At 66.7% G+C, this 21,198-nt stretch carries 21 protein-coding genes; 5 read left to right on the forward strand and 16 right to left on the reverse strand.

Annotated elements, in window-relative coordinates; genetic code table 11:
* Positions 1-171 precede the first annotated feature (171 nt).
* Together DIE03_RS12245 and DIE03_RS12250 are read right to left on the reverse strand one after the other, a co-directional pair.
* Positions 172-987 carry a DUF2182 domain-containing protein gene (locus DIE03_RS12245; protein WP_124450548.1) on the reverse strand — a complete coding sequence of 272 codons (816 nt, stop codon included), beginning with the start codon at positions 985-987 and terminating at the stop codon, positions 172-174.
* A gap of 30 nt (positions 988-1,017) precedes the next feature.
* Positions 1,018-1,782: a DUF899 domain-containing protein gene (locus tag DIE03_RS12250; protein WP_124450549.1), complete on the reverse strand. Its 765-nt coding sequence runs from the start codon at positions 1,780-1,782 to the stop codon at positions 1,018-1,020.
* 112 nt (positions 1,783-1,894) lie between these two features.
* Here DIE03_RS12250 and DIE03_RS12255 point away from each other — a divergent pair, with 112 nt between their 5' ends.
* From DIE03_RS12255 to DIE03_RS12265, 3 genes are all read left to right on the forward strand, one after another.
* The gene (locus DIE03_RS12255) at positions 1,895-3,115 is read left to right on the forward strand and encodes a helix-turn-helix domain-containing protein (RefSeq protein ID WP_124450550.1); all 1,221 of its coding nucleotides are present in this window, start codon (positions 1,895-1,897) and stop codon (positions 3,113-3,115) included.
* A gap of 31 nt (positions 3,116-3,146) precedes the next feature.
* On the forward strand, positions 3,147-3,833 hold the full coding sequence (locus DIE03_RS12260) for a DUF5074 domain-containing protein (RefSeq protein ID WP_124450551.1): 687 nt from the start codon (positions 3,147-3,149) through the stop codon (positions 3,831-3,833).
* A 136-nt stretch (positions 3,834-3,969) separates the two neighbouring features.
* Positions 3,970-4,935, forward strand: coding sequence for a DMT family transporter (locus DIE03_RS12265; RefSeq protein WP_124450552.1), 966 nt, complete (start codon positions 3,970-3,972; stop codon positions 4,933-4,935).
* A 44-nt stretch (positions 4,936-4,979) separates the two neighbouring features.
* Here the strand turns inward: DIE03_RS12265 and DIE03_RS12270 are convergent, their stop codons facing one another.
* Together DIE03_RS12270 and DIE03_RS12275 are read right to left on the reverse strand one after the other, a co-directional pair.
* Positions 4,980-5,303, reverse strand: coding sequence for an RnfH family protein (locus DIE03_RS12270; RefSeq protein WP_124450553.1), 324 nt, complete (start codon positions 5,301-5,303; stop codon positions 4,980-4,982).
* A 4-nt stretch (positions 5,304-5,307) separates the two neighbouring features.
* Positions 5,308-5,745 carry a type II toxin-antitoxin system RatA family toxin gene (locus DIE03_RS12275; RefSeq protein WP_124450554.1) on the reverse strand — a complete coding sequence of 146 codons (438 nt, stop codon included), beginning with the start codon at positions 5,743-5,745 and terminating at the stop codon, positions 5,308-5,310.
* 99 nt (positions 5,746-5,844) lie between these two features.
* On the opposite strand from DIE03_RS12275, the gene smpB reads away from it, so the two are divergent.
* Complete coding sequence (gene smpB / locus DIE03_RS12280; RefSeq protein WP_006758548.1) at positions 5,845-6,291, forward strand: SsrA-binding protein SmpB; 447 nt, start codon at positions 5,845-5,847, stop codon at positions 6,289-6,291.
* A gap of 153 nt (positions 6,292-6,444) precedes the next feature.
* Here the strand turns inward: smpB and DIE03_RS12285 are convergent, their stop codons facing one another.
* The 3 genes from DIE03_RS12285 to ppsA all read right to left on the reverse strand — a co-directional run bounded on the left by DIE03_RS12285 (position 6,445) and on the right by ppsA (position 10,456).
* Complete coding sequence (locus DIE03_RS12285; protein WP_124450555.1) at positions 6,445-7,374, reverse strand: SPFH domain-containing protein; 930 nt, start codon at positions 7,372-7,374, stop codon at positions 6,445-6,447.
* A gap of 33 nt (positions 7,375-7,407) precedes the next feature.
* Complete coding sequence (locus tag DIE03_RS12290; RefSeq protein WP_124450556.1) at positions 7,408-7,842, reverse strand: NfeD family protein; 435 nt, start codon at positions 7,840-7,842, stop codon at positions 7,408-7,410.
* 211 nt (positions 7,843-8,053) lie between these two features.
* Positions 8,054-10,456: a phosphoenolpyruvate synthase gene (gene ppsA, locus DIE03_RS12295; protein WP_124450558.1), complete on the reverse strand. Its 2,403-nt coding sequence runs from the start codon at positions 10,454-10,456 to the stop codon at positions 8,054-8,056.
* A 376-nt stretch (positions 10,457-10,832) separates the two neighbouring features.
* On the opposite strand from ppsA, the gene DIE03_RS12305 reads away from it, so the two are divergent.
* A complete protein-coding gene (locus DIE03_RS12305) occupies positions 10,833-11,648 on the forward strand; it encodes a pyruvate, water dikinase regulatory protein (protein WP_124450560.1) in 816 nt (271 codons plus the stop codon).
* Positions 11,649-11,757: 109 nt separating this feature from the next.
* Here the strand turns inward: DIE03_RS12305 and DIE03_RS12310 are convergent, their stop codons facing one another.
* The 9 genes from DIE03_RS12310 to rseP form a co-directional block, all read right to left on the reverse strand.
* Positions 11,758-12,540 carry an RNA methyltransferase gene (locus DIE03_RS12310; protein WP_124450562.1) on the reverse strand — a complete coding sequence of 261 codons (783 nt, stop codon included), beginning with the start codon at positions 12,538-12,540 and terminating at the stop codon, positions 11,758-11,760.
* The gene (gene rnhB, locus DIE03_RS12315; RefSeq protein ID WP_124450564.1) at positions 12,537-13,181 is read right to left on the reverse strand and encodes a ribonuclease HII; all 645 of its coding nucleotides are present in this window, start codon (positions 13,179-13,181) and stop codon (positions 12,537-12,539) included. Before rnhB ends, DIE03_RS12310 begins: the two co-directional genes overlap by 4 nt.
* Positions 13,178-14,347 carry a lipid-A-disaccharide synthase gene (gene lpxB / locus DIE03_RS12320; RefSeq protein ID WP_124450566.1) on the reverse strand — a complete coding sequence of 390 codons (1,170 nt, stop codon included), beginning with the start codon at positions 14,345-14,347 and terminating at the stop codon, positions 13,178-13,180. Before lpxB ends, rnhB begins: the two co-directional genes overlap by 4 nt.
* A 3-nt stretch (positions 14,348-14,350) precedes the next feature.
* Positions 14,351-15,139, reverse strand: a complete 789-nt coding sequence (lpxA, locus tag DIE03_RS12325; RefSeq protein ID WP_124450568.1) for an acyl-ACP--UDP-N-acetylglucosamine O-acyltransferase — start codon at positions 15,137-15,139, stop codon at positions 14,351-14,353.
* Between the two features lie 58 nt (positions 15,140-15,197).
* Positions 15,198-15,665 carry a 3-hydroxyacyl-ACP dehydratase FabZ gene (gene fabZ, locus DIE03_RS12330; RefSeq protein ID WP_006495559.1) on the reverse strand — a complete coding sequence of 156 codons (468 nt, stop codon included), beginning with the start codon at positions 15,663-15,665 and terminating at the stop codon, positions 15,198-15,200.
* Positions 15,666-15,794: 129 nt separating this feature from the next.
* Positions 15,795-16,877, reverse strand: coding sequence for a UDP-3-O-(3-hydroxymyristoyl)glucosamine N-acyltransferase (gene lpxD / locus DIE03_RS12335; protein WP_124450570.1), 1,083 nt, complete (start codon positions 16,875-16,877; stop codon positions 15,795-15,797).
* Positions 16,878-16,893: 16 nt separating this feature from the next.
* Positions 16,894-17,391: an OmpH family outer membrane protein gene (locus tag DIE03_RS12340; RefSeq protein ID WP_185658144.1), complete on the reverse strand. Its 498-nt coding sequence runs from the start codon at positions 17,389-17,391 to the stop codon at positions 16,894-16,896.
* A 64-nt stretch (positions 17,392-17,455) separates the two neighbouring features.
* Positions 17,456-19,765 (reverse strand): outer membrane protein assembly factor BamA, encoded by a 2,310-nt coding sequence (bamA, locus tag DIE03_RS12345; protein WP_124450574.1) that lies wholly within the window; start codon positions 19,763-19,765, stop codon positions 17,456-17,458.
* Positions 19,766-19,826: 61 nt separating this feature from the next.
* Positions 19,827-21,197, reverse strand: coding sequence for an RIP metalloprotease RseP (rseP, locus tag DIE03_RS12350; protein WP_124450576.1), 1,371 nt, complete (start codon positions 21,195-21,197; stop codon positions 19,827-19,829).
* Position 21,198: the final 1 nt, after the last annotated feature.

The following is a 21,198-nucleotide window of genomic DNA, read 5'->3' on the forward strand; positions in this document are numbered from 1 at the left end:
GGATCGCCGTTCGGTTCGTTTTCGATCGCTTTTCGTTTCACTGCCGCATCGAGCCATTCGCGCAACCGGCGGCAAAACGGCTCATTCGCCTGTTGCACACGGGCCGCGCGACGGCAGCGGCCATGGTGAAACCGGTCCGGCAACGTGCCGAACCGGCCTGCCTACCTTGTGTTATAGCAGCCCTGCCGCACGCACGATCATCGCGACGCCGCCGCCGAGCGCCACGCAACCGGCGGCGGTCCGCGCAACACGTCCATCGGACGGTGCGACGCGCTCGGCGGCAATCGCGACCATCACCGCGGCCATCACGCGCAGGTCCATCATGCCGGCCGCCAGCGCAATCGCCATCAGGTTCCCGCAACAGGCGCTGCAATGCACGGCGGCCCGCACGCCGTGCCGCCACGCCGCGCCGGCGACTGCCCGTGCCCCGCGTACGTCGCCTGCCGCATGCCTGCAGCACGCCAGCCGCCGCGCCTTCCACGCGGAGAATTGCAGCATGCCCGCGGCCGACACGATCGCGCCGGCCGCGAACGGCAGCGCGCGGGCAAGCGCCGGCAGCCGGGCGGCAGCGGCCGTCAGCGCGGCGCCGGCGGGAAACACGAGCGCCCCGAGCGCCATCCACACCGCAAAATACCCGGCGCCCGCGACGACGACGAGCCAGGCGGAACGCGCCGTGGCCATCGGGCCGATGCGCTGCCGGTACCGCCAGAGCGTCGGCGCCAGCACCGGCAGCATCATCGCCGGCGTCATCGCGCCCCACATTCCCGCGAACGCCGCGAATGCGCGCCCGATGTCCCGGCCGCACGGCCGCAGCCATGCGGCCGACGCGATCCAGCCGCCGGCCATCGGCTCGCCGCCCATCGCGGCCATCGACGCATGCTGCGCCAGCGTCGCCGTCACGGCGACGGCGAACACGGCCGCGAGCACGGCCCCGAACGCCCGCGGATCAGGGCTTGGGCTCGCCCCGCCGGTTGCCGGCGGTGTCATCGCACGCTCCCGTCCGTCGCCGCGTTGCGCTCAGCCACGCGCGTACTCGTCGTGGCGGCGCCACCACGGGCCGGCCTCGTTGCGCCCGCGCGGCGCGCGATCGAGCCACTGGTACATCCCCCACAGCCCGTCGAGCCCGCGCGCGTAGGTCGAGTACGTGTGATAGACGGCGCCGTCCTCGCGCACGAACGCGCTCATCCCCGGCCGGTCGAGGGCATACGTGGCCGCGTCGGTGCCGCAGGTCGCCGCGAACTGCACGACGGGCGCCGGCGGCGGGTCCATGTCCATCGCGTGGCCGGCCCGCGCGTAGTTGTATTCGACGTCGCCCGCGCGCTGCTGCGTTTCGGTGAACGACACATTGAAGTCGAAGTTGAAATCGCTGCCGACCGACGACGCCCACGGGAAAGTCCACCCCATCCGCTCGCGATACGCGAGCAGCTTCGCGAGCGGTGCGCGCGACACGGCCGAGAGCGTCACGTAGTGGTGCGCCAGGTGCACGGCGAAGCCGTCGAACCCGTCGGCGAGCGCCGAGCACGACGGGCAGCCGGCCTTGTAGTCGGGACCGAACATGAAGTGATAGACGAGCAGTTGCGAGCGGCCGAGAAACAGGTCGTCGAGCGTCGCCTCCCCGTTTTCGGTGTCGAACCGGTAGGTCTTGTCGACGCGCACCCATGGCAGCGCCTGGCGCTGCCGCGCGAGTTCGTCGCTTTGCCGCGTCAGCGCCTTTTCGGCATCGAGCAGTGCGCGGCGCCCGGCCAGCCATTCGTCGCGCGTTCCGGTGAGATGGGTCGTCATTGCGGGTTCCTCCTTCGGTGGGTATCCGGCACGGCGGACGGTGCCGTGTGCGTGGTGCTAGATTAGTGGCGGGCATCGGACCGGAGGGAGTGACAAGTGTGTCGGGATTCGGATGGATTCGCTGATCACCGCGGCCGCGCGCGCGCTCGCGGCCGGTGACGCGCTCGGCGCGCTGAACCGCGTCGCGCTGCGCGACGATGCGCCGGCGCTCGCGCTGCGCGGCATCGCGATGGCGCAACTCGGCGATTTCGAGCGTGCGCGTGCCCTCGTGCGTGGTGCCGCCCGCGCATTCGGCGCGAAGGAAGCCGTTGCACGGGCGCGCTGCGTCGTCGCGGAAGCCGAGATCGCACTGGCATCGCGCGACCTGCGCTGGCCGACACGCGCGCTCGATGCGGCCTGCGCGACGCTCGACGCGCACGGCGACCGCGCGAATGCCGCGCATGCACGCTATCTCGGCGTGCGCCGGCTGCTGCTGATCGGCCATCTCGACGATGCCGAACGGCTGCTCGCGCATCTCGATCCCGCGCCGCTGCCGGCCGCGTCGCGCGCCGCCCATGAGTTGATCGCGGCCGGCATCGCGATGCGCCGCATCCGCACGCACGCGGCCCGCGCGGCGCTCGCCCGTGCACGCGCGGCCGCCCGCGACGCCGGCATCGCCGCGCTGACGGCCGAGGTCGACACCGCGGCGCGCGTGCTCGACGCACCGGCCGCGCGGCTCCTCGCGCGCGGCACGTCGCGGCTCGTGCAGCTCGACGAAGTCGAGACGCTGTTCGCGTCGAACGCGCTCGTCGTCGATGCGTGCCGCCACGCGGTGCGCGATGCGCTCACGACCGTGTCGCTCGCGCGGCGTCCCGTGCTGTTCGTGCTGGCCCGCGCACTCGGCGAGGCCTGGCCGGCCGACGTGTCGCGCAACGCACTCGTGGCCGCCGCGTTCCGCGCGAAACACGCGGACGAATCGCATCGCGCGCGGCTGCGCGTCGAGATCGGCCGGCTGCGCGCGGTGCTGCGCCCGCTCGCGAACGTCGTCGCGACGCCGCGCGGCTTCGCGCTCGAACCGCTCGGCGTGCGCGAGACTGTCGTTCTCGCACGCCCGGTCGACGATCGCCACGCGGCCGTGCTTGCCCTCCTCGCCGACGGCGAAGCGTGGTCGAGCTCCGCGCTGGCGCTCGCGCTCGGCGCGAGCCAGCGCACCGTGCAGCGCGCGCTCGACGCGCTCGCCGAGGCCGACAAGGTGCAGGCGCTCGGCCGCGGCCGCGCGCGCCGCTGGATGACGCCGCCGCTGCCCGGATTCGCGACGACCTTGTTACTCCCGGCTCCGCTGCCGGGAGATTAGGATGACCTCACCGAACGACGAGGTGACGAACATGAAACGCTCCAATGCAGAGATCATCCGCGAATACGGCCCGTTTCCGGGCGTCGACGGCGTGCACGGCGTCACGTTCGACGGACAGCACGTGTGGTACGCGTCAGGCGACAAGCTGAATGCGCTCGATCCCGAGCGCGGCACGACCGTCCGTTCGCTCGACGTCGCCGCGCATGCGGGCACCGCGTTCGACGGCCGCCACCTGTTCCAGATCGTCGAGGACCGCATCGAGAAGCTCGATCCCGAATCGGGCCGCGTGCTCGCGACGATCCCGGCCCCCGGCGGCGGTGCCGACTCGGGGCTCGCGTGGGCCGAAGGCACGCTGTGGGTCGGCCAGTACCGCGAACGCAAGATTCATCAGATCGATCCGGAGTCGGGCGCCGTGCTGCGCACGATCGAGTCGAACCGCTTCGTCACCGGCGTGACGTGGGTCGACGGCGAGCTGTGGCACGGCACGTGGGAAGCCGACCAGAGCAACCTGCGGCACATCGACCCGCATACGGGCCAGGTGCTCGAGCAGGTCGACATGCCGGCCGGCGTCGGCGTATCGGGGCTCGAATCGGACGGCCACGACCGCTTCTACTGCGGCGGCGGCAACAGCGGCAAGCTGCGCGCCGTGCGGCGCCCGTCGCGCACGCGTGCGGCGGGCGACGACACCGGCGCCACGCTCGATCCGGCAGAAGGTTGATTCGTCGCCGGTCCACATCGCTCCACCACGCAACGCGGCGAAGCGCTGCGATACGCCGAGTGCAGGAATGAACAAGACGCCGCCGCGACGGCGTCGCTAAGATGCGCGCACATCAGTCATTGGTTCGGAGCGGTCGATGCAGCGCGGCGTGATTTATGGAGTCCTGGCAGGCGCCCTGTGGGGCATGGTGTTTCTCGTTCCGCGGCTGCTGACCGACTTCTCGCCGCTGCTGCTGAGCGCCGGCCGCTACGCGATGTACGGCCTCGTGTCGCTCGCGGCCGCGCTACCGGCCGCCCGCTCGCTGCTCGCGCGGTTGACCCGCGAAGATCTCGTCGCGCTGGTTCGGCTCGCCGTCGTCGGCAACGTCGCGTACTACATGCTGCTGTCCGGCGCCGTCCACCTGATCGGCATCGCACCCAGCTCGCTGATCGTCGGCGTGCTACCCGTGACCGTCACGCTCGCGGGCCTCGGCGATCACGGCGCCGTGCCGCTGCGGCGGCTCGCGGCGCCGCTCGCGCTGGTGATCGCAGGCATCGCCTGCATCAACGTCGACCTGTTCACGTCCGAGGCCGCCCATGCGACGACGCTCGGCCAGAAACTCGCGGGCATCGCCTGCGCGGCCGGCGCGCTCGCGAGCTGGACCTGGTACGCGGTGGCGAACGCGCGCTACCTGCAGCGCCATCATCGTTTCGGCGGCAACGAGTGGTCGGTGCTGTGGGGTGTCGTGACGGGTCTGATCGGCGGGCTCTGCTGGATTGCGATCCTCGCGCTGCCGGCGGGCATGGTACAGGCGGCCGTCCCGGCGTCGCGCTGGCAGTTGTTCTGGCTGCTGAACCTGGTGCTCGCGATCGGCGCGTCGTGGCTCGGCAACGGGCTGTGGAATGCCGCGTCGAAGCGCTTGCCGCTCACGCTGTCGGGACAACTGATCGTGTTCGAAACCGTGTTCGCGATGCTGTACGCGTTCGTGTACGACCAGCGGATGCCGCACACGCTCGAGGTCGCCGCGCTCGTGCTGCTGCTCGCCGGCGTGTACGGCTCGGTGCGACAGCACGGCGACACGCCGGGCAGCGCGTCGCCCAACGCAAACGCCGCGGCCCGCTGAGCGCGCCGCGGCGTTTGATCAGGCGAATCGGGACGAAACACGCGTCAGCGCGCGTCCTTGTGCATCCACTTGCGGCCCTCGATCGAGCCGGCACGGCGGGACTTGTCGACGCGCCGCTGGCGCGCCAGCTTCGGATCGACGATCAACGGGCGGTAGATCTCGACACGGTCGTGGTCGGCGAGCGGCGCGTCGAGCGGCGCGAGCTTGCCGTACACGCCCGTCTTCGCATGCGCGAGATCGATCTCCGGATGCAGCGCGAGCACGCCGCTCGCGTCGATCGCCGAGCGAACGGTCGCGCCTTCGGGCAGCAACAGCGGGATCAGCGTCTGGCGGTCCGGCAGCGCGTAGCAGACTTCGATCGACAGCATCGCGTCACCCCTTCCCGTAGCGCTGGTCCGCGCGCTTCACGAACGAATCGACGAACGTGTTCGCGATGTGGCTGAACACGGGCCCGATGATCTTCTCGAGCAGGATGCTCGAAAACTCGTAGTGCAGCGCGAATTCGATCTTGCACGCATCGGCACGCAGCGCGGTGAAGCGCCACGCGCCCGTGAACTTCTTGAACGGGCCGTCCGTGAACTCCATGTCGATCCGCGTCGGGCGTTCCTGCGTGTTGCGCGTCGCGAAATGCTGCTTGATGCCCTTGAAGTTGATATCGATGCGCGCTTCCATCCCGCGCTCGTCCTGACGGCGAATCTCGACGCCGCCGCACCAGGGCAGGAAATTGGGGTAGTCGGCCACGTCGGTGACGAGGTCGAACATCTGTTCCGCCGAATGGCGGATCAATACGGTTTTCTGGACATCTGCCATAAATCGCGCGGCATCGCTGAAGGTGGAAACGCCAAGCCGGGCGATTCTCGCCCCGCTTTGCTAAAATCGTGATTTTAAACGAGTTGGCCCGATCCTTTCATGAGCATCATCGACAACAGGAAAGCGCACTTCGATTATCACATCGAGGAACGCTACGAGGCGGGGCTCGTGCTCGAGGGCTGGGAAGTCAAGGCGCTGCGCGCCGGGCGCGGCCAGATCAAGGAAGGCTACGTCGTGGTGAAGAACGCCGAGATCTTCCTGATCGGTACCCATATCAGCCCGCTGCCCGAAGCCTCGACGCACATCACGCCCGACCCGGTTCGCACGCGCAAGCTGCTGCTGCACCGTGAGGAAATCAAGAAACTGATCGGCAAGGTCGAGCAGCGTGGCTACACGCTCGTGCCGCTGAACTTCCACTACAAGGGCGGTCGCGTGAAGTGCGACATCGCGCTCGCGAAGGGCAAGAAGCTGCACGACAAGCGCGAAACCGAGAAAAAGCGCGACTGGGAACGCGAAAAGGCACGCATTATGCGCGCCGGCACCTGACGCACAGCATGCCCATCGCAAACGACACGGCCCGCTCGAAGCGGGCCGTGTTGCTGTGGGCTACGTGATCGGTATCTGCCGGCTGCCCGGCTGCGCGACGATTCGCCGCATGCCGCTCGCGCGGCGGCGATCGACGCACCGGGTCCGCACGGTTCAGCCCTTCGCGGGCGTCGATGCGTTCTTGACGATCGTCAGCGCCGACGAGATCGCGGTGCCGAGATCCGACAGGTTCGACGGCACGATCAGCGTGTTGCCCTGCTTCGCGAGATTCGAGAACGCTCCCACGTACTGCTCGGCGACCTTCAGATTCACCGCATCCATCCCGCCCTGCGACTGGATCGCCTGAGCGATCTTCTGGATCGCCTGCGCGTTCGCCTCGGCCACCGCCAGGATCGCCGCGGCCTCGCCCTGCGCCTGGTTGATTGCAGCCTGCCGCTCGCCCTCGGACTTCTGGATCGCCGCTTCGCGCGCGCCCGACGCAAGGTTGATCTGCTCCTGCTTGCGGCCTTCCGATGCGGCGATCAGCGCGCGCTTCTCGCGCTCCGCGGTGATCTGCGCCTGCATCGCGTGCAGGATTTCCTTCGGCGGCGTCAGGTCCTTGATCTCGTAGCGCAGCACCTTCACGCCCCAGTTCGCCGCGGCCTGGTCGAGCGCCGACACGATGTTGTGGTTGATGAAATCGCGCTCCTCGAACGTCTTGTCGAGTTCGAGCTTGCCGACCACCGAGCGCAGCGTGGTTTGTGCCAGCTGCGTGATCGCGAGCACGAAGTTGCTCGACCCGTACGACGCCTTCATCGGATCGGTCACCTGGAAGTACAGCACGCCGTCGACCTGCAACTGCGTGTTGTCGCGCGTGATACAGACCTGGCTCGGCACGTCGAGCGGGATTTCCTTCAGGATGTGCCGGTACGCGATGCGATCGACGAACGGCAGCACGATATTCAGGCCGGGCGACAGTGTCGCGTGGTAGCGCCCGAAACGCTCGAGCACCCATGCATGCTGCTGCGGCACGATCTTCACCGTCTTCGACACGATCACGATCGCGATGACGAGCAGGACAACCCAGACGATCAGCGAATCCATGAAATATTCCCTCCTTGTTGTATCAGCGGACGATCAGCCCGCGGGTTTCGCCACGACCACGAGACAATTGCCGCGCACGGCGCTCACCTGATAGACGCGCGCATCGTCGCGCTCGCCGTTCGCGAGCTCGACGTCCCAGTCGGCACCGCGATACTGCACGCGTGCACGGCCGTCGTGCCACGCGTCGACCGTGACGGTCGAGCCGATATCGAGATTGACGTCGGGATTCATCGACGTGTCGCGCTTCTGCTTGCGGCCGAGCCCTGACCGGCGCAGCACGATCATCGCGACGATCGCGACCGCCGCCGCCGCACCGAACTGCACGTGCGGCGCGAAACCGGCCAGTTGCAGCAACCCGCCCGCGAGAAAGCCGAGCGCGATCATCAACAGATAGAACGTGCCCGTCAGCAACTCGGCGACGACCAGCACGCCCACCGCGACCCACCAGAACAGATGCCCCGACATCATTGTGGTCTCCAGAAAAACGTCCCCGATGCTCACTATATTCGTTGCGCTCGCCGCCGTGCGAAGCGGTCGGCGCACCCGGGACGACCCGGCGAGTACCGGCGAAAAAAAACACCCCGGTGCTTACCGGGGTGTTTATAGCATGAACCTTGCATTTTGCCTTCATTGAAGGAGCGACGGCGCCGCTCCTTCGCCGAAAATGCCTGACCGACCGTTACTTCCGGTTGGCGGCAAGCGCCTGCCACGTATCGATGATCGTGTCCGGGTTCAGCGAAATCGACACGATGCCTTCGTCGGTCAGCCATTGCGCGAAGTCCGGGTGATCGGACGGGCCCTGGCCGCAGATACCGACGTACTTGCCCATCTTGCGGCAGGTATCGATCGCGCGCTTCAGCAGGAACTTGACGGCCGGATCGCGCTCGTCGAAGTCGACGGCCAGCAGCTCCATGCCCGAGTCGCGGTCGAGGCCGAGCGTGAGCTGCGTGAGGTCGTTCGAGCCGATCGAGAACCCGTCGAAGTGTTCCAGGAACTCTTCGGCGAGGATCGCGTTGGTCGGGACTTCGCACATCATCACGAGGCGCAGGCCGTTTTCGCCGCGCTTCAGGCCGAACTTCTCGAGCAGGCCGACGACACGCTCCGCCTGCTTCACGGTCCGCACGAACGGCACCATGATCTCGACGTTGGTCAGGCCCATCTCGTCACGCACGCGCTTCAGGGCACGGCATTCCATCTCGAACGCCTGCGCGAAGTCTTCAGCGATGTAGCGCGACGCGCCGCGGAAGCCCAGCATCGGGTTTTCCTCGTCCGGCTCGTAACGCGAACCGCCGATCAGCTTCTTGTACTCGTTCGACTTGAAGTCGGACAGACGCACGATCACGGGCTTCGGATAGAACGCGGCCGCGATCGTCGCGACGCCTTCCGTCAGCTTGTCGACGTAGAACTGGCGCGGCGACGCGTGGCCGCGCGCCACGCTCTCGACCGCCTTCTTCAGGTCCTGGTCGATGTTCGGGTACTCGAGGATCGCCTTCGGGTGAACGCCGATGTTGTTGTTGATGATGAACTCGAGACGCGCGAGACCCACACCGCCGTTCGGCAGTTGCGAGAAGTCGAACGCGAGCTGCGGGTTACCGACGTTCATCATGATCTTGACGGGGATTTCCGGCAGCTCGCCGCGCTGCACTTCCGTGACTTCCGTCTCGAGCAGGCCGTCGTAGATCTTGCCTTCGTCGCCTTCCGCGCACGATACCGTGACGAGCGCGCCGTCCTTCAGGATGTCGGTCGCATCGCCGCAGCCGACGACTGCCGGCACGCCGAGCTCACGCGCGATGATCGCCGCGTGGCAGGTCCGGCCGCCACGGTTCGTGACGATCGCGGCCGCACGCTTCATCACCGGCTCCCAGTTCGGGTCGGTCATGTCGGCCACCAGCACGTCGCCCGGCTGCACGCGTTCCATTTCCGACGGATCCTGGATCACGCGCACGGGGCCCGCGCCGATCTTCTGGCCGATCGCACGGCCCGTCGCCAGCACCTGCGACTGGCCCTTCAGCTTGAAGCGCTGCTCGGCCTTGCCGGTTGCCTGGCTCTTCACCGTTTCCGGACGCGCCTGCAGGATGAAGATCTTGCCGTCGCGGCCGTCCTTGCCCCACTCGATGTCCATCGGACGCTGGTAGTGCTTCTCGATGATGACCGCGTACTTCGCCAGCTCGATCACGTCTTCATCCGTGATCGAGTAGCGGTTGCGCTGCTCGTGCGGCACGTCGACCGTCTTCACGCGGCCCGGCTCGCCCGGCTGCGTGAATTCCATCTTGATCAGCTTCGAGCCGATCGAGCGGCGGATGATCGGGTACTTGTCCTGTGCGAGCGTCGTCTTGAACACGTAGAACTCGTCCGGGTTCACGGCGCCCTGCACGACGGTTTCGCCCAGGCCGTAGCTCGACGTGATGAACACGGCGTCCTTGAAGCCCGATTCGGTGTCGATCGTGAACATCACGCCGGCGGCGCCGACGTCCGAGCGGACCATGCGCTGCACGCCGGCCGACAGCGCGACTTCGGCGTGCGTGAAGCCCTTGTGCACGCGGTACGAGATCGCGCGGTCGTTGTACAGCGACGCGAACACGTGCTTCATGCGGTCGAGCACGTCATCGATGCCGACGACGTTGAGGTACGACTCCTGCTGGCCGGCGAACGATGCGTCGGGCAGGTCTTCCGCGGTCGCGGACGAACGCACGGCGAACGACAGTTCGGCCGGCGAGCCGTTCTTCAGCACTTCGAACTGCTCGCGGATTTCCTGCTCGAGGCGTGCCTGCAGCGGCGCGTCGACGATCCACTTGCGGATTTCGGCACCGGCTTCGGCGAGCGCCTTCACGTCGTCGATGTCGAGGGACTCGAGACGCTTGGCGATACGGTCGGTCAGGTCGTTGTGCTTGAGGAAATCACGGAACGCGAGCGCGGTCGTGGCGAAACCGGTGGGTACGCGAACGCCTGCTTCGGAAAGCTGGCTGATCATCTCGCCGAGCGACGCATTCTTGCCGCCCACGATCTCCACATCGGTCATCCGCAACTGCTCGAACGGAATTACATACGCCTGGTCCTTTGCGACGTTTGCTGCGTTAGTCATACAAGCCCCTAAGTGTGAAAAAAATGCTCGATTGCGCAAGTGGGCTCGGACGCGGGCGCTTGCAAAAAAGCGCGGCGCGTCTTGCGCAACCTGTTAGATAAACACTCGCAGCGGCGAAAAATATTCCGACCCGATTTGCAAAAATCCCGGCAGAAGGGCGATATTTGCAGACGAATCGCCAAACTTGCCGGGAATTCTGGAATCGCGCGGCAAGCCACGGGGCGCCGTTCGCGCCCTGCCCCCGCAATTGCTTATCCAACAGGTTGCCGCTATTCTACCGTGCCGGCTGCCGGATGTGGCGCGACCTTGTCACTGCGCCTGGAGGCGAACCTCCAGCCGCCCGCGCAACCGCCCTTCACGCTCGACGCCCAGATTCATGCTGCCTACCGTATTCATCGTCTCCGACGGCACCGGGATCACTGCCGAAACCTTCGCGCATTCGATCCTCTCCCAGTTCGACCAGAAATTCCGTCTCGTGCGCGTGCCGTTCGTCGACTCGCTCGACAAGGCCTATGCGACCGTTGAGAAGATCAACGAGGCCGCCGTGCACGACGGCCGCCGCGCGATCGTGTTCACGACGCTCGTCGACAGCGAATCGAACGACATCGTCAAGCGCTCGAATGCGCTCGTGCTCGACATGTTCCAGCGCTTCGTCGAACCGCTCGAGCAGGAGCTGGAGCTGAAGTCGAGCCATGCGATGGGCCGCGGCCACCAGAACGCCGACACCGAGGAATACAAGACGCGGATCGAGGCGATCAACTTCTCGCTCGCGCACGACGACGGCCAGTCGAACCGCAACCTGTCGGAAGCCGACGTGATCCTCGTCGGCGTGTCGCGCAGCGGCAAGACGCCGACGAGCCTGTACCTCGCGATGCAGTACGGCGTGAAGGCGGCGAACTATCCGCTGATTCCGGAAGACTTCGAGCGCGGCAAGCTGCCGTCGGCACTGTCCGCGCACCGCGAGAAGCTGTTCGGGCTGTCGATCGACCCGCAGCGCCTGTCGGAGATCCGCAACGAGCGCAGGCCGGGCAGCAAGTACGCAGCGCCCGAGAACTGCCGCTACGAGATCAACGAGGCCGAGGCGATGATGCGCCGCGAAGGGATCAAGTGGCTGTCGTCGACGCACAAGTCGATCGAGGAAATCGCGACGACGATCCTGCAGGAAGTCCGTCTCGACCGGCAGTCGTACTAGGCATCGGCACACGGGCGGCCGCCTGGCCGTCGCCGGAAACGAAAAGGCCGCGTCGATGGACGCGGCCTTTTTTCATCGCGCGGGGTATGCGCGCGTGACGCCTGACGTGTCAGGCAGGCCGCTGCTGGCGCACCTGCTCGAACAGGCAGACCGCGGCGGCAGCCGCGACGTTCAGCGACTCCATCCCGCCCGGCTGCGGAATCGTCACGCGATGCGTGGCCGCGTCGCGCCAGAACGCCGACACGCCGGCGCCCTCGTTGCCGAACACCCAGGCCACCGGCCCCGACAGGTCGCAGTCGTAGACCGCCTGCACGCCGTGCGAGTCGGTCAGCGCGACCGGTACGTCGAGCCGCTCCGCGAGCGCGGCGGCGTCGACATCTTCGTGGATCGACAGCAGGAAATGCGCACCCATGCCCGAGCGCAGCACCTTCGACGACCACGCATACGCCGTTCCCGGCGCACAGAACACATGCCGCACGCCGGCCGCCGCCGCGCTGCGCAGGATCGAGCCGACGTTGCCGGCATCCTGCACGCCGTCGAGCACGACCGACGTGTGCGTCACGCGAGTCGGCAGCGGTTGCTCAGGCCGGTCGACGAGCAGCAGGAAGCCGACGCCGTTGACGACATTCGACAACTGCCCGAACAGCGCGTCTGGCAGCGTGACGATCCGCTGCGCATCGACGCGCGCGACGATCGCCTGCGCTTCGGCGTGGCCGAGCGCGCCTTCGGTTGCGACGCACAGCTCGGGCGTCGCGCCCGTATCGAGATACGCGCTCGCGAGATGGAATCCTTCGAGCAGCGCCTGCCCGCTGCGGCGCTGCTGGGGCGTCGAGCCCGCGAGCGCCTTCAGGCGCTTGTACAGCGGGTTGTCGCGGGAAGTAATGCTTTTCATCGAATCAGGTCGAGTGCCGCACGCACCGGTGCGAACGAGCGCCGATGCGCTTCACAGGGGCCGTGCTCACGCAGTGCGGCAAGGTGTTTCGCGGTGCCGTAGCCCGCATGCACGTTGAAGCCATACACCGGAAAGCGTGCGTGCAGGTCGACGAGCATGCGGTCGCGCGTGACCTTCGCGAGGATCGACGCGGCCGAGATGCTCGGCACCAGCGCGTCGCCGCTGACGATCGCCTCGGCACGCACGGTCAGCGTCGGGCAGCGGTTGCCGTCGATCTGCGCGAGCGTCGGCAGGACCGACAGGCCCTCGACGGCCCGCTTCATCGCGAGCATCGTCGCGTGGAGGATGTTCAGCGTGTCGATCTCGTCGACGCTTGCCGACGCAACGCAATACGCAACCGACCGCGCGACGATCAGGTCGTACAGCGCGTCGCGCTTCTTCGCGGACAGCGCCTTCGAATCGTCGAGCCCGTCGATCGGCTGCGCCGGATCGAGAATCACCGCGGCGGCCACCACCGGCCCCGCGAGCGGGCCGCGTCCGGCTTCGTCGACGCCGCAGACGATCTCGTCGGGACGGCTGAAGTCGAAACCGCCCTGCTCGTCGCCCGACGCGCGGCGGCGTGATGCACGTACAGCGGTCATGCGCGCCCCTTGCGATGTTCGAGCACGCGCACGACGGCTTCGGCCGCCTTCGCGGCCGTATTCTGCCGCAACGAAAGATGCATTTCGGTAAACACTTCGGTCAGCGTGCGGCGGTTCGCGTCGTCGCGCAGCTGCGTGAGCGTCGCATCGGCGAGCGCCTCGGGCGTCGCGAAATGCTGCAGCAGCTCGGGCACGACGAAGCGCCCCGCCAGGATGTTCGGCAAGCCGACGTACGGCAGGTAGCCCTGCCGGCGCATGATCTGCCCGGTCAGCCAAGGCACCTTGTACGAGATCACCATCGGCTTCTTCAGCAGCGCGGCTTCCAGCGTGACGGTGCCGCTCTTCACGAGGATCGCGTCGGCAGCCGTCATCGCCACCTGCGACCGGCCGTCGGTGATCGTCAGCGCGAGCTGCGGATGCGCATCGACGAGCGGCTGCAGCAGTTCGCGCAGTGCGGGCGTCGCCGCCGGCATCACGAACCGCACGCCGGGCTCGCGCTGCTGCATCAGCGCCATCGCCGCGAAGAACGTCGGGCCGATCAGCGCGATCTCCGAGCGCCGGCTGCCCGGCAGCACCGCGATCACGGGGCCGTCGGCGGGCAGGCCCAGCGCGATGCGCGCGCCGTGCGTGTCGGGTTCGAGCGGAATCTCGTCGGCCAGCGGATGGCCGACATACGTCGACGCAACGCCTGCCTTGTCGAGAATCGCCGGTTCGAACGGGAACAGGCACAGCATGTGATCGACGGACTTCGCGATCTTCTTGATCCGGCCGCCGCGCCACGCCCAGATCGACGGGCACACGAAGTGGATCGACGGGATGCCCGCATCGCGCGCAGCCTGTTCCACGTTGAAGTTGAAGTCGGGCGCGTCGACGCCGATGAACGCATCCGGCCGCTCGGCGAGCAGCTGGCGCTTCAGTTCGCCGCGAATCCGCAGGATCTCGGGAATCTGGCCGAGCGCCTCGACGTAGCCGCGCACGGTCAGCTTGTCCATCTGCCAGTGCGAGTCGAAGCCCTGCGCGATCATCCGCTGCCCGCCGATCCCGTAATACTGGGCCGATTCGGGCAGCCGCTCGCGCAGGCCGCCGAGCAGCGACGCCCCGAGCAGGTCGCCCGACGGCTCGCCGGCCACCATCGCGAGCCGGAGCTGATTGGTCGGAAGCGGCATCGCTTAGCGGATGATGCCGCGTTGCGACGCGTCGATGAAATCGACGAGCGCCTTCACCGGCGCATCGCCGTCGCCGCCCGCCTCCGCCAGCTCGCGCAGCTGCACCTTCGCTTCCTCGAACGACAGGCCGTTCTTGTAGAGCACGCGGTACGCGCTGCGCAGCGCCGAGATCGCATCGGCCGAGAAGCCGCGCCGGCGCAGCCCTTCGACGTTGATCCCGTGCGGTTCGGCCTTGTTGCCGGCCGCGATCACGAACGGCGGGATGTCCTGCACGAGCGCCGACGCGCCGCCCAGCATCGAGTGCGCGCCGATGCGCACGAACTGGTGGACGCCCGACATGCCGCCGACGATCGCCCAGTCGCCGATTTCGACGTGGCCGGCCATCTGCGCGTTGCTCGACAGGATCACGTGGTTGCCGACGCGGCAGTCATGGCCGATGTGCACGTAGGCCATGATCCAGTTGTCGTCGCCGAGCGTCGTCACGCCGATGTCCTGCACGGTGCCCGTGTGGATCGTCGTGAATTCGCGGATCGTGTTGCGGTTGCCGATCACGAGCTTCGTCGGCTCGTCCTTGTACTTCATGTCCTGCGGACGGCCGCCGACCGACGCGTAATGGCCGATGCGGTTGTCTTCGCCGAGCGTCGTATGGCCTTCGATCACGCTGTGCGAGCCGATCGTCGTGCGCGCGCCGATCGTGACGTGCGGGCCGACGATCGCGTACGGGCCGATCTCGACCGACTCGTCGATCTGCGCGCCCGGCTCGACAATCGCGGTGGGATGAATCCTGGTCATGCGCCGTTGCCTCTCGATGTGATGTGTCGCGTTGCGTTGCCCATGCGTGCCGCGTCGCTCAGGGCGCCGCGTCGGCCGTCTTGACCGTGCACATCAGTTCGGCTTCCGCCGCCACCTTGCCGTCCACTTCCGCCACCGCCTTGAACTTCCAGATGCCGCGGATGTAGCGTTCGAACGTCACGTTCAGAATCAGTTGATCGCCCGGCTCGACCACGCGCTTGAAGCGCGCGCCGTCGATGCCGACGAAGTAGTACAGCGTGTTCTCCGGATCCTTCGGCTGCTCTTCCGCGAAGGTCAGCAGTGCGGCAGCCTGCGCGAGCGCCTCGAGGATCAGCACGCCCGGCATCACCGGCCGCTTCGGGAAATGCCCCTGGAAGAACGGCTCGTTGATCGACACGTTCTTCAGCGCTTTGATGCCTTTGTGCGGTTCGAGTTCGAGCACGCGGTCGACGAGCAGAATCGGGTAGCGATGCGGCAGCAGCGTGAGGATCTTGTGGATGTCGAGATTGATTTTTTCAGTGCTCATGATGGTTCGTCTCACGCAGATGCTGCGCGGTGGTGATGCAAAGGCTGAAGCGGGCCGCCGCGCGGCCCTGTCTGGCAAACCGGGCCGGTTGCGCTGGCCGTGCCCGGTTCGTGGTCTCGCATGATGCGCTCAGGCGTCCGTGCCGCCCTGGGCGGCGAGCGCGGCTTCGAGCGCCTTGATGCGCTCGCGCAGCTTGTCGAGGTTGCGCACGAGCGCAGCGCTCTTGTTCCATTCGCCGTGGTCGACGGCCGGGAACGCGCTGGTATAGATGCCGGCCTTCGGCAGCGACTTCGATACGCCCGACTTCGCGGTGATGATGACATAGTCGCCGAGCGTCACGTGGCCGGCGATCCCGGCCGCGCCGCCGATCATGCAGTGGCGGCCGATCGTCGTGCTGCCCGCGATGCCCGCGCTGCCGGCGATCACCGTATAGGCGCCGATCCGGCAGTTGTGGCCGATCTGGACCTGGTTGTCGATCTTCACGCATTCCTCGATGACGGTATCCGCCATCGCGCCGCGATCGATCGTCGTGTTCGCGCCGATCTCGACGTCCGGGCCGATCGTCACGCCGCCGACTTGCGGGATCTTGACCCAGCTGCCGGTACGCGCATCGCCGTCCCCGACGAAATCCGGCGCAAAGCCGAAGCCGTCGGAGCCGATCACGGCGCCCGCGTGGACGATCGCGCGCGGGCCGACCTTGCAGCCGTGGTACACCGATGCGTTCGGATAGAAGTGCGAGCCGGCGCCGATCGTCGTGCCGCGGCCGACGAACACGTTCGCGTCGAGCTGCACGCCGTCCTCGATCACCGCGCCGGCCTCGACCGTCACGTGCGGGCCGATCACCGCGCTCGCGGCGACCTTCGCGGCCGGATCGATCGTCGCGCTCGGATGCACGCCGGCGGCGCGCTGCGGCGTGGCCAGGTCGATGAACATCTGCGCGACGCGCGCGAAGTACGCGTACGGGTTCGGCGTGACAATGAAATTGCGGGGGCCGCTAGCGGCCGCGCCCAGCTTTTCGAGATCCTTCGGCGCGATCAGCACCGCGCCGGCGCGGGTCGATTCGACCTGCGACAGGTACTTCGGATTCGCGAGGAACGCGAGTTGCTGAGGGCCTGCCTGGTCGAGCGGTGCGAGCCCGCCCACCTTGCACTGTGCGTCGCCGGCGATCTCGCCGCCAAACCGCTTTACGAGTTCCTCAAGCGTCAATGCCATTCGTCGTCTGCTCCGTTCAGTTCGTCGAGCCGGACGCGAGCGCCTTGAGCACCTTGTCGGTGATGTCGATGCGCGGGCTGACGTACACGGCTTCCTGCACGATCAGGTCGTAATTCTGCTGCTCGGCGATCTGCTTGATGACCTTGTTCGCCCGCTCCAGCACGGCCGCCAGTTCCTCGTTGCGACGCTGGTTCAGGTCTTCGCGGAACTCGCGCTGCTTGCGCTGGAAGTCGGTATCGAGCTGGGCGAGATCGCGCTGCTTCTGCGCACGATCGGCTGCGGACAGCGACGTGCCGTTCTTGTCCAGCGAATCGGACATCGACTTCAGGCGCGCGGCCAGGTCCTGCAGATCCTTGTCACGCTTCGCGAACTCGGCTTCGAGCTTCGTCTGCGCCGCCTTCGCGGGCGCCGACTCACGCAGGATCCGATCCGAATTGACCGCCGCGATGCGGGCGACGTCCTGTGCGTGTGCCGTCGCCGCGCCCAGCGCCAGCGCAACGGTCAGCGCGCACATCACTCGTTTCGAAAACTTACCGGTTAGCAAAATTACCCTCTCGTTGCTGTTGTCATGCGTTCGGTCAGAACGCCGTCCCGATCTGGAACTGGAATTTCTGGTACTGGTCGCCTTCGTGCTTCTGCAGCGGGAAGCCGAGGCTCAACTTCAGCGGGCCGATCGGCGAAATCCACGCGAGACCCACACCGTAGCCGTAACGCAGGCCGTTCGCGCCCGTACTCGTGCCGCCCGGCGCGTTGCCCCACACGTTACCGCCGTCGAGGAACGTGAACACGCGCAGCGTGCGGTCGTAGCCCGTGCCCGGCAGCGGGAACGTCAGCTCGATGTTGCCGACCAGCATCTTCGAACCGCCGATCGGATCGTTCGTCTTCGTGTCGCGCGGGCCCAGCGAGCTCGGCTCGTAGCCACGCACGGAGCCGATACCGCCCGCGTAGTAGTTCTTGAAGATCGGGTACGGGTTGCCGATGCCGTTACCGTAGCCGCCTTGCAGGTTCAGACCCAGGATGAAGCCGCGCGAGAACGAATAGTAGTACTGCGCCTGCAGGTCGGCCTTGTAGTACTGGATCTTGCCGACCGGCACGCCGTACTCCATGTTCGCCTGCGTGAAGTAGCCGCGGCTCGGGATCAGCGCACTGTCACGCGCGTCGCGCGACCATGCGACGGTCAGCGGCACCGTGTTCGACACGCGGCCGAACTGGTTCACGTAATCCTGGTAGCTCTGCGGCGTGTTCGAATCGACGTCGAGGCGGTTCTGCTCGAAGCCGGCGCCGAAGTAGACGGTATCGACTTCCGAGAACGGAATGCCGAACTTCAGGTTGCCGCCCGCGCTGATGATCCGGAAGCTCGAGCTCGTCGAATAGTAGAGCGGCTGGTACGTGCGGTAGAAGACGTCCGTGATCCGCTTGATGCCGTCGACCGTGAAATACGGGTCGACCTGCGTGACGGTCAGCGTACGGTAGCTCTTCGCGGTGTTGACGTTCACCGACAGGCTGGTACCCGAACCGAACACGTTGTCCTGCGACACGCCGGCCGACAGCACGACCTTGTCCGTCGACGAGAAGCCCGCGCCCAGCGTGATCGCACCGGTCGGTTTTTCGTCGACCTTCACGTTCACGTCGACCTGGTCGTTCGTGCCTTCCACCGGTATCGTCGTCACGTCGACGTTGGTGAAGTAGCCGAGACGGTTCACGCGATCCTTCGACAGCGCGAGGCGGTTCGAATCGAACCACGAGCTCTCGAGCTGGCGCATTTCGCGGCGCACCACTTCGTCGCGCGTGCGCGTGTTGCCGACGACGTTGATGCGGCGCACATACACACGGCGGCTCGGATCGACGACGAGGTTCAGGTTCACCTTGTGGTTCGCCTGGTCGATGTCCGGCTGCGCGTTGACGGTCGCGAACGCGTAACCGTATTCACCGAGCTTGTCGACGATCGACTTGGTGGTCTGCTGCAGCTTTTCGGCCGAGAAACGATCGCCCGGCTTGATCTTGATCAGCTTGTTGAGTTCGGCTTCGCGATCGAGCAGGTTGCCCGACAGCTTGATGCCCGACACCGTGTACGGCTCGCCTTCGTGCAGCGTGACCGTCAGGTACATGTCCTTCTTGTCGGGCGAGATCGACACCTGGGTCGACTCGATGTTGAATTCGAGGTAGCCGCGGTTCAGGTAGTACGAGCGCACGGCCTCGAGGTCGCCCGTGAGCTTTTCCTTCGAGTACAGGTCGTTCTTCGTGTACCAGGAGAACCAGTTCGGCGTCGACAGCTGCATCTCGTCGCGCAGCGTGCTGGTGCTGAACGCCTTGTTGCCGATGAAGTTGATCTGGCGGATCTTCGCGCTCGGGCCTTCGGCGACCGCGAACAGGATCGACACGCGGTTCGCGTCGACCGGCGTGATCGTCGTCTTGACTTCCGCCGCATAGAAGCCGCGCGTCAGGTACTGGCGCTTGAGCTCCTGCTCCGCCTTGTCGACGAGCGCCTTGTCGTAATAGCGGCCATCGGCGAGGCCGACGGCGCGCAGCGCCTTCGTCAGGTTGTCCTTGTCGAATTCCTTCGTGCCGGTGAAGTCGATCGACGCGATGGCCGGACGCTCCTGCACCTGCACGATGACGACGTTGCCTTGCGTGGCAATGCGCACGTCGTTGAAGAAGCCCGTCGCGTACAGCGCGCGGATTGCTTCGGATGCCTTGTCGTCCGTGAAGGTATCGCCCTGCTTGATCGGCAGATAGGCGAACACCGAACCCGCTTCGACGCGCTGCAGCCCCTCGATCTTGATGTCTTGCACCACGAACGGTGCCGCTGCATGCGCCGCGAGGCCGTGCGCGGCGAGCGCGGCCGCTGCAACTGTCTTAGGTACAAAGCGATGAGGTTTGAACAACATGCATCCCCAATATTTAGCTGCATCAAATCGGGCGACTGCCGAGCGGCGGCCGCCTGACGCTTCAGAAATGGATTAACCGAGCCAAATCGTTGAACAGCGCGATCGCCGACAATGCGACGATGCAGATCAACCCGGCTCTTTGCAGAATCAGCTGCCAGCGCTCCGAGACGGCTTTCCCGGTCGCGGCTTCAACCGCATAATATAACAGATGCCCCCCGTCCAAAACGGGAATCGGCAACAAGTTCAGGACGCCAAGGCTAATGCTGACAAGGGCGAGGAACGACAGGAACGCCGACGGACCGAGCCGCGCGCTCTTGCCTGCGTAGTCGGCGATCGTCACCGGGCCGGACAGGTTCTTCAGCGACGCGTTGCCCGTGATCATCCGCCCGAACATCTTCAGCGAATACACGGAGATGTCCCACGTGCGGTGCGCGCCGAGCCGCAGGCTCTCGATCGGCCCGTAGCGCACGTCCACGGACGGCGCGTGCATCGCCAGCGCCGCGCCGATCCGGCCGACCTGCTGCCCCGATTCGTCGTCGCGCTGCATCTGCGGCACGATCGATACCGTCCGCGCGGCGCCGTCGCGCTCGATCTGCAGGTCGAGCGCCTGTCCCGCATGGTGCTTCACCGAATCGATGAAGCGCGTCGCGCCGCCGATCGGCTTGCCGTCGAGCGCCAGCAGCTTGTCGCCGGCCTTCAGGCCCGCCTGCTCGGCCGCGCTGCCCGGCTGCACGGATGCGACCGACAGCGTGCCGCCGCCGGTCTCGAAGCCCAGATGGGCCATGAAATCGTCGTCGAGCTGACTTTCGGGAACATTGCGGAGGTCGACGCGGAAGTCGAACGTCGCGTTTCCGTCGCGGGCGCCGAGCACGATCTCGCGGTGATCGAACGCGGCCGACAGCAGCTTCCAGCGCAGGTCCGACCACGACCGCACAGGCTCGGACTCGCCGCCCTGCGCGTTACGGATCGACACGATCGTCTCGTTGCCGTCGAAGCCCGCGCGGGCCGCGACCGTCCCAGCAGCCGGCGGCGCGACGATCGCGGTCGGCTCGGTCACGCCGGTGGCAAACACGATCGAGAACAGTGCGATTGCCAACAGGAAGTTCGCAATCGGCCCGGCCGCGACGATCGCGATCCGTTTGTAGACGGACTGCCGGTTGAACGCCTGCCCGAGCTCCTCGGGCTGGATGCCGGGGCCCGGATCGCGCTCGTCGAGCATTTTCACGTAGCCGCCGAGCGGCAGCGCGGAGAGCGTCCACTCGGTGCCCGTCCGGCGGCTGACCCAACGCGCGACGGGGTGGCCGAAGCCGATCGAGAAACGCAACACCTTCACGCCGCACCAGCGCGCGACGCGATAGTGCCCGTACTCATGCACGACGACCAGTACCCCGATCGCCACTGCAAACGCGACCAGTTCGACCAGCACGTTCATG

The sequence above is a fragment of the Burkholderia sp. Bp8992 genome (genome assembly GCF_003853705.1).
Taxonomy (GTDB): Bacteria; Pseudomonadota; Gammaproteobacteria; order Burkholderiales; family Burkholderiaceae; genus Burkholderia.

Excerpts from the sequence above, each read along its gene's own strand:
- DIE03_RS12250 (WP_124450549.1), bottom strand. The coding sequence starts at position 1,782 with ATGACGACCCATCTCACCGGAACGCGCGACGAATGGCTGGCCGGGCGC.
- DIE03_RS12265 (WP_124450552.1), top strand. The coding sequence starts at position 3,970 with ATGCAGCGCGGCGTGATTTATGGAGTCCTGGCAGGCGCCCTGTGGGGC.
- bamA (WP_124450574.1), bottom strand. The coding sequence starts at position 19,765 with ATGTTGTTCAAACCTCATCGCTTTGTACCTAAGACAGTTGCAGCGGCC.
- DIE03_RS12255 (WP_124450550.1), top strand. The coding sequence starts at position 1,895 with ATGGATTCGCTGATCACCGCGGCCGCGCGCGCGCTCGCGGCCGGTGAC.
- lpxD (WP_124450570.1), bottom strand. The coding sequence starts at position 16,877 with ATGGCATTGACGCTTGAGGAACTCGTAAAGCGGTTTGGCGGCGAGATC.
- smpB (WP_006758548.1), top strand. The coding sequence starts at position 5,845 with ATGAGCATCATCGACAACAGGAAAGCGCACTTCGATTATCACATCGAG.
- DIE03_RS12260 (WP_124450551.1), top strand. The coding sequence starts at position 3,147 with ATGAAACGCTCCAATGCAGAGATCATCCGCGAATACGGCCCGTTTCCG.
- rnhB (WP_124450564.1), bottom strand. The coding sequence starts at position 13,181 with ATGACCGCTGTACGTGCATCACGCCGCCGCGCGTCGGGCGACGAGCAG.
- ppsA (WP_124450558.1), bottom strand. The coding sequence starts at position 10,456 with ATGACTAACGCAGCAAACGTCGCAAAGGACCAGGCGTATGTAATTCCG.
- DIE03_RS12305 (WP_124450560.1), top strand. The coding sequence starts at position 10,833 with ATGCTGCCTACCGTATTCATCGTCTCCGACGGCACCGGGATCACTGCC.
- DIE03_RS12310 (WP_124450562.1), bottom strand. The coding sequence starts at position 12,540 with ATGAAAAGCATTACTTCCCGCGACAACCCGCTGTACAAGCGCCTGAAG.
- DIE03_RS12340 (WP_185658144.1), bottom strand. The coding sequence starts at position 17,391 with ATGTGCGCGCTGACCGTTGCGCTGGCGCTGGGCGCGGCGACGGCACAC.
- DIE03_RS12285 (WP_124450555.1), bottom strand. The coding sequence starts at position 7,374 with ATGGATTCGCTGATCGTCTGGGTTGTCCTGCTCGTCATCGCGATCGTG.
- DIE03_RS12245 (WP_124450548.1), bottom strand. The coding sequence starts at position 987 with ATGACACCGCCGGCAACCGGCGGGGCGAGCCCAAGCCCTGATCCGCGG.
- lpxB (WP_124450566.1), bottom strand. The coding sequence starts at position 14,347 with ATGCCGCTTCCGACCAATCAGCTCCGGCTCGCGATGGTGGCCGGCGAG.
- DIE03_RS12270 (WP_124450553.1), bottom strand. The coding sequence starts at position 5,303 with ATGCTGTCGATCGAAGTCTGCTACGCGCTGCCGGACCGCCAGACGCTG.
- DIE03_RS12275 (WP_124450554.1), bottom strand. The coding sequence starts at position 5,745 with ATGGCAGATGTCCAGAAAACCGTATTGATCCGCCATTCGGCGGAACAG.
- rseP (WP_124450576.1), bottom strand. The coding sequence starts at position 21,197 with ATGAACGTGCTGGTCGAACTGGTCGCGTTTGCAGTGGCGATCGGGGTA.
- fabZ (WP_006495559.1), bottom strand. The coding sequence starts at position 15,665 with ATGAGCACTGAAAAAATCAATCTCGACATCCACAAGATCCTCACGCTG.
- DIE03_RS12290 (WP_124450556.1), bottom strand. The coding sequence starts at position 7,842 with ATGATGTCGGGGCATCTGTTCTGGTGGGTCGCGGTGGGCGTGCTGGTC.
- lpxA (WP_124450568.1), bottom strand. The coding sequence starts at position 15,139 with ATGACCAGGATTCATCCCACCGCGATTGTCGAGCCGGGCGCGCAGATC.